Here is a 6,794-nt window from a genome sequence, read left to right on the forward strand (position 1 = left end):
TTTTCTACTTTTCAATCTTATATCCGATTCCCCAAACGGTTTCGATATATTTAGGATTACGAGAATCTGGCTCTATTTTTTCTCGGATTTTGCGGATATGAACCATAACTGTATTTTTGGATTCCATGAACGGCTCATTCCACACTTCTCGGTAAATCTGCTCCATGCTGAGGACCATGCCGCGATTAACAGCTAACATTCTCAGAATGGCAAACTCGCGTGGCGTCAGCTTCACCTCCACACCGTCAAGCGTAACTTTATAATTGTTGGCATAAATGACTAGATCATCGATTATAATTCGATCATCATTGTGGCTCATCGTATTAAATTGCTTGTATCGTCGTAATTGTGACTTCACCTTTGCAACGAGCACAAGCGGATTGAATGGCTTCTCCACATAATCGTCAGCACCGATACTAAGACCTGATATCTTGTCCATATCCTGCGCTTTCGCTGAAACCATGATGATCGGAATATGATTTTCCTGTCTAATTCGAATACAAGCCTCAAGCCCATCCATACGCGGCATCATCACGTCTAGAACGATCAAATCCACAGGATATGCTTGAAGCTGTTCCAACGCTTCTATACCATCAGATGCCTTTAGCACCAAATATCCTTCGTTTTTCAAATAGATTTCCATTAACGTTACAATTTCTTTCTCATCATCTACTAGTAAAATGGTTTCTCTTGTCATTTCAGAATCTGCTCCTCCAGTAAGTTGTATCCATGATCATTCGTTACTGTATTGATGTTAATATAGCACATCTAATGATTAACTTTGTCTTAAGTTAATCTTAACAATAAAAGCCGCATTCCTCTATGAAGAGAAATACGGCTATACTTTTACTTGCTATCGATAATAAGTGTAACAGGACCATCATTCGTAAAAGAGACGTCCATCATGGCACCAAAAGAGCCTGTTTCAACGACAAGTCCTTTTGATCGCAATAATTCATTAAACTGCTCATATAGCGGTTCTGCTTGCTCAGGTCTTGCAGCACCGATAAAGCTTGGCCTCTTTCCCTTACGGCAATCACCGTATAAGGTGAATTGCGAAACCGACAGAATTTGACCACCTGCGTCCAGAACAGATAAATTCATTTTTCCTGCATCATCTTCAAAAATGCGAAGACCTGCAATTTTCTCAGCCAGATATTGTGCATCCTCTAATGTATCTTCATGGGTAACACCAACAAGCAGCATGAGTCCATGATCGATCTGTCCCACGATTTCCCCGTTCACAACAACCTTTGCTTCTTTGCTACGCTGTACTACTATTCTCATTTATCTATTTACGCTCCTTAAGCCTGCATAATCCGTTGTACGGAATAGACATCCTTGACACGCTTAATCTTCTCTACGACGGAATGCAAATGATCCACATTGCGAATCTGGATCGTCATATGAACCAGTGACATCTTGTTCTTATCCGTACGGCCAGACACGGCTGTAATCATCGTCTTGCTTTCAGAAACCGCTTGAAGCACCTCATTCAAGAAGCCTCTGCGATCATGACCTGTAATTTCGATTTCCACATTATAAATGGACTCAACAGCGCCTGCCCACTCGACCTCAATAATGCGATTGCTCTCATCCATATCATCAGCAGGGATATTCGAGCAGTCTGAACGATGGACCGTTACACCGCGACCTCTTGTAATATAACCAACGATTTCATCACCAGGTACAGGATTACAGCAGCGTGCAAAACGAACAAGCAGATTATCAATGCCCTTCACCCGCACTCCGTTGGTTGGATATCTCTTCAATTCCTTCTCAGGTGCTGCCTTAACTTCCTTCACTTCGTTTGTAAGCTGAATTTTCTCAGATTCTTCAACTTCCTTACGATGCTTCTCTGTAAGCTTATTCACAACCTGCGATGCTGTAATACCGCTAAAACCAATGCCAGCCAATAAATCGTCTGGATCGTTAAAGTTATATTTCTTCGCGATATCGTTCAGCTTCTCATCATTTAAGAAGTGAGAAGGATCGAGTCCCATTCGGCGCAATTCGCGTTCAATCGCTTCGCGGCCCCGCTCAACATTCTCTTCACGCTTTTCTTTCTTGAACCATTGCTTAATTTTGGTCCGAGCATGTGAAGATTGGGCGATCTTAATCCAATCCTGACTTGGCCCGTACGAATGCTTGGAGGTCAAAATTTCTACAATATCGCCTGTTTTAAGCGTATGATCAAGCGGAACAATTCTGCCGTTTACCTTAGCGCCGATTGTTCGGTTTCCTACTTCAGTATGAATCCGATAGGAAAAATCAAGCGGAACCGAACCTTTTGGCAGTTCGATTACTTCACCTTTTGGCGTAAAAACAAACACAAGATCGGAGAAGAAGTCAGCCTTCATCGATTCCATAAATTCTGCCGCATCATTCGTTTCATTTTGCAGCTCAAGAATTTCGTGGAACCAGCTCATTTTCTCTCCAAAATTACTGGTTGGCGCAACTGAACCTTCCTTATATGCCCAGTGTGCCGCAACCCCGAACTCGGAGGTTTTATGCATATCCCATGTGCGAATTTGCACTTCCAAAGGCTCGCCCTTAGGTCCAATCACGGTTGTATGGAGTGACTGGTACATATTCGTTTTGGGCATTGCGATATAATCCTTGAATCTGCCTGGCATCGGCTTCCATAACGTATGAATAATTCCGAGCGCAGCATAACAATCCTTAATGTTCTCTACGATGACGCGGAGAGCCATAAGGTCATATATTTCGTTGAACTCTTTGTTCTTGGAGCTCATTTTCGTATAGATGGAATACAGATGCTTCGGCCTGCCCGAAATATCTGCCTCAATATTCATTTCATTAAGCTTATTCTTGATATTCTGGATCACTTCTTGAATATATTGCTCACGCTCGGTGCGCTTCTTTTGCATTAAGTTAACGATTCGATAATACTGCTGCGGATTTAAATATCGGAGAGCAATGTCTTCCATCTCCCACTTAATTGCGGAAATACCAAGACGATGTGCAATTGGACAAAATATCTCTAACGTCTCATATGCGATTCGTCTTTGATTTTCTTCCGATTGATATTTAAGCGTCCGCATATTATGAAGACGATCAGCTAATTTTATCAGAATAACCCGAATATCTTGCGCCATCGCAACGAACATTTTACGATAATTCTCGTTCTGCTGCTCTTCCTTCGATTTAAACTGAATACGCTCCAGCTTCGTTAAACCATCAACGAGCATGGCGCATGTAGCTCCGAACTTCTCTTCAAGCACTGCAAGAGAAACCGTAGTGTCTTCGACGACATCATGAAGCAAGGCAGCGATAATTGAGGTGACATCCATTTGCATATTCACCAGAATTTCCGCTACCGCCACAGGGTGCAATATATAAGGTTCGCCAGATTTACGTACTTGCCCATGATGGGCTTTCTCGGCAAACTCATACGCTTGTTTAATTTTAATAAGATCGTTCTCTTTGAGATATACAGCCGCTTTCTCGAGTAAGAGCTCTATGCCCATGTTCCGTCCATTCCCTCTATATTCGAATCGTAATAATTCTAATTTTAATTCATTATGCCTTGCAGGTCTACCTTACGTCAACCCATAGGATATTGCCAATCGGCAAAAACCAACATTTTCAAACATTTTTCTATCTAAACAGCTTTTTTACATGTTTTAATTGACGAAATTACGAATGAATAATAAACTCTTGAATGGCGTGTATGCTCAACGTGGTGCTTTGAATATAGGATACGAAAGTTGTCCGTTCACTACCACATCATCAAATCATAAAATTTCAAACATGACATGAAAGCGAGGAAATTATCAGTGGCTTCTCAACAAGCATCTGGACCTAAATTTATCGACATTCACGAAAAACCTCCCTTACTTACCGCGATTCCGTTAAGTCTACAGCATTTGTTTGCCATGTTCGGATCAACGATACTCGTACCTATTATTCTAGGTGTGAACCCCGCAACGATCCTCTTGATGAACGGGATTGGAACTTTACTTTACTTATTTATATGTAAAGGTAAGATTCCTGCTTACTTAGGATCGAGTTTCGCTTTCTTATCACCTGTAACTTTGGTAATTGGGAAGTACGGATATGAATCGGCTTTAGGCGGCTTTATCGTCGTCGGTATTGTATTCACACTAGTCGCACTCCTCGTTGGAAAAATCGGTATCGGCTGGGTCGATGTCGTATTCCCACCGGCTGCAATGGGTGCAATCGTGGCAATCATTGGTTTGGAGCTTGTACCAACTGCTGCTAGACAAGCAGGTTTAATTGGAGAAACGGTAAATGGCGTTGCTTGGTCTCCTGATCCTAAAGCAGTAATAGCTTCCCTTGTTACTTTTGGTCTTGCCGTATTCGGAACTGTATTATTCAGAGGATTTCTTCGGATCATTTCGATTCTATTCTCCATTATTGTTGGATATCTGATCGCTATTCCGCTTGGTCTAGTTGACTTCACGCCAGTTAAAGATGCAAGCTGGTTCCAAATGCCAACTTTCTATACGCCAAGCTTCGATCTAAGTGCAATCCTGATTATTCTCCCGGCAGCGCTCGTTGTCATTGCGGAGCATGTCGGACATTTGATCGTAACAGGCAATATTGTGAATAAAGATTTAGTGAAAGATCCAGGCTTACACCGTTCGATGCTCGGAAATGGGATCTCCACGATTATCTCAGGCTTTGTAGGTTCTACACCAAACACAACTTATGGTGAGAACATTGGTGTCCTTGCCTTGACGCGTGTGTACTCCGTATTCGTAGTCGGTGGTGCTGCGGTATTCGCCATCCTGCTTTCTTTCATCGGTAAAGTAGCTGTTCTCATTCAGATCATCCCGCCTCCAGTATTAGGGGGAATCTCACTTGTCCTATATGGTGTAATCGGAGCTTCGGGTATTCGAATTCTGGTTGACTCCAAAGTGGATTATGGCAAAGCACAAAATATTGTCCTGACAACCGTTGTGTTTGTGATCGGATTATCGGGAATCGTACTGAAATTCGGCAACTTTGAAATGAAGGGAATGGCGCTTGCAACTGTAGTCGGCATTATTCTATCTCTTATCTTTAAACTAGCCGAGAAATTAAAGCTAACAACAGATTAAATAATTGATGATGTGGATAAATACGATAGAACAGCAATTAGGGGTTGTCCCTTAGTTCCTGTTCTTTCTTTTTTTCAAAAGACATCAATACTGCTAGATAATGGTATAATGGAGGCAAATACTAATTCGAATCGAATCGGAGGAATGTTCCCATGTCATTTGTGCTTAAACATCGCCTTACATCTGAGATATTCGCTTTCCCAATGCTCAATAACTATCAGATCCCTTATTATGGTGTCAAATCATGGACTTCGATTGACGAGGCTGAGACTGAACTAGCTTCTTTCTTAAGCAATCAAAATATACAGGCAATTGACGACTGGTCACTACACGAAGTGGAGGACAATGAACTCAAGCTATTCAATGTTAAGCTCAAGAATGATCCAGAGCGTAAGCTTTATCTTGATGACCAAGGGAAGCCAGTCAGCAAGAGAATTACTTAGAATTTATGATACGAGAGTCATAAATTCTATAATACAAAAAAGCCCTATAATCTCCATTCAACATTCGCTGAATTGAAATTATAGGGCTCTTATCATGTCATTTGACTAGGTACAATTAATAAGTAATTAACGAGCGAACAGGTATACCGTTCATTTTGCTGCGACCATCCAAGTAAGACAGCTCAATTAAAAATGCTGCGCCAATAACTTCCCCGCCTAACTGCTGCACAAGGTCGATTGAAGTCTGGATCGTTCCGCCTGTCGCAAGAAGATCATCCGCAATTAATACACGCTGCCCTGGTTTAATCGCATCTTTATGCATAGCCAGCTTATCCTTGCCATATTCAAGAGAGTAATCAGCCTCAATTGTTTCACCAGGCAGTTTGCCTGATTTACGGATTGGAATAAAGCCAACGCCCAGTGCGTAAGAAAGCGGCGCACCAATGACGAAGCCACGAGCTTCTGGACCTGCAATGACATCAATTTCAAGATCTTTCACAAGCTTCGCAAGCTCATCGATGGCAGCTTTGTATGCTTCACCATTTTTCAGAAGTGTTGTGATATCTTTGAAACGAATCCCAGGCTGTGGATAGTCCATAATTACTCTGATATGCTCTTTAAAATCCATGTCATTTCCTCCTAAGACATTAGGCTTCCTTATGAAACCGTGTGTACTTGTATATTTCTCATCCATTGCTCCAGTTCCTTCGCAGAAGTATAGATGCATGTTTGTTCAGCCTCTGCAAGATGCAGGCGAGCCTGGTATGCGATTGATTCGGATAAATCCCGTTTGGATGGACGAGCAGCTACTCGCATCATCGTCTCATCTCTCTCTATAAATTGCAGTTCTTCAAAGACAGCTAGCATAAAATGAACAGTCTGATTTGAGAGATTCAGGCGGCGAGCCAGCTCTTGGCAGACACGCGCATGTGCTGTGGGTATATTCCATTGCCCTAATGAACGAAGCGCGCTGTATAGGCCTTTAAATTCATCACGGGATGGCATGACACTGCTATTCTGCGGATCCAGATCCGCAAATAGCGGATAGGCACGCTGCATGCCCGTGCACAGTGCGACAGCTTGCCGAAGTTGATCCAATTCACTCGGCAAGTTGTAGAATACCACATCGGTGACGGAATGAAAAGCACGCTGTTCCGCGTGCTCATTCGCAGGCGTCACCGCACCTGTCCCTGCGTGCAGCTGCCACGCAGGGAGACCCGCGTGCGCCGCCAATGCGGCAGGCGCACGGAGACGCGTGCTGCTG

7 protein-coding genes are annotated in these 6,794 nt (G+C 42.8%); 2 read left to right on the forward strand and 5 right to left on the reverse strand.

The window, feature by feature from the left end; all coding sequences use genetic code 11:
* Window positions 1–4: 4 nt before the first annotated feature.
* From E0485_RS12355 to E0485_RS12365, 3 genes are all read right to left on the reverse strand, one after another.
* Window positions 5–697: a response regulator transcription factor gene (locus E0485_RS12355; protein ID WP_132418348.1), complete on the reverse strand. Its 693-nt coding sequence runs from the start codon at window positions 695–697 to the stop codon at window positions 5–7.
* A 149-nt stretch (window positions 698–846) separates the two neighbouring features.
* Window positions 847–1,287: a D-aminoacyl-tRNA deacylase gene (dtd, locus tag E0485_RS12360; RefSeq protein ID WP_132418349.1), complete on the reverse strand. Its 441-nt coding sequence runs from the start codon at window positions 1,285–1,287 to the stop codon at window positions 847–849.
* A gap of 17 nt (window positions 1,288–1,304) precedes the next feature.
* Window positions 1,305–3,491 (reverse strand): RelA/SpoT family protein, encoded by a 2,187-nt coding sequence (locus E0485_RS12365; protein WP_132418350.1) that lies wholly within the window; start codon window positions 3,489–3,491, stop codon window positions 1,305–1,307.
* A gap of 309 nt (window positions 3,492–3,800) precedes the next feature.
* Here E0485_RS12365 and uraA point away from each other — a divergent pair, with 309 nt between their 5' ends.
* Both uraA and E0485_RS12375 read left to right on the forward strand, forming a co-directional pair.
* Entirely contained in the window at window positions 3,801–5,087 is a 1,287-nt protein-coding gene (uraA, locus tag E0485_RS12370) for a uracil permease (RefSeq protein ID WP_235857544.1), read from the forward strand.
* A 152-nt stretch (window positions 5,088–5,239) separates the two neighbouring features.
* A complete protein-coding gene (locus E0485_RS12375) occupies window positions 5,240–5,530 on the forward strand; it encodes a hypothetical protein (RefSeq protein ID WP_132418352.1) in 291 nt (96 codons plus the stop codon).
* Between the two features lie 115 nt (window positions 5,531–5,645).
* Here E0485_RS12375 and E0485_RS12380 read toward each other — a convergent pair whose 3' ends face one another.
* Both E0485_RS12380 and E0485_RS12385 read right to left on the reverse strand, forming a co-directional pair.
* Window positions 5,646–6,158 (reverse strand): adenine phosphoribosyltransferase, encoded by a 513-nt coding sequence (locus tag E0485_RS12380; protein ID WP_132418353.1) that lies wholly within the window; start codon window positions 6,156–6,158, stop codon window positions 5,646–5,648.
* A gap of 29 nt (window positions 6,159–6,187) precedes the next feature.
* Window positions 6,188–6,794: single-stranded-DNA-specific exonuclease C-terminal domain-containing protein (locus E0485_RS12385; RefSeq protein WP_207910972.1), on the reverse strand; the 607-nt coding region annotated here is incomplete at its 5' end.

This window comes from Paenibacillus albiflavus (assembly GCF_004344915.1).
Classification (GTDB): Bacteria; Bacillota; Bacilli; order Paenibacillales; family NBRC-103111; genus Paenibacillus_AM; species Paenibacillus_AM albiflavus.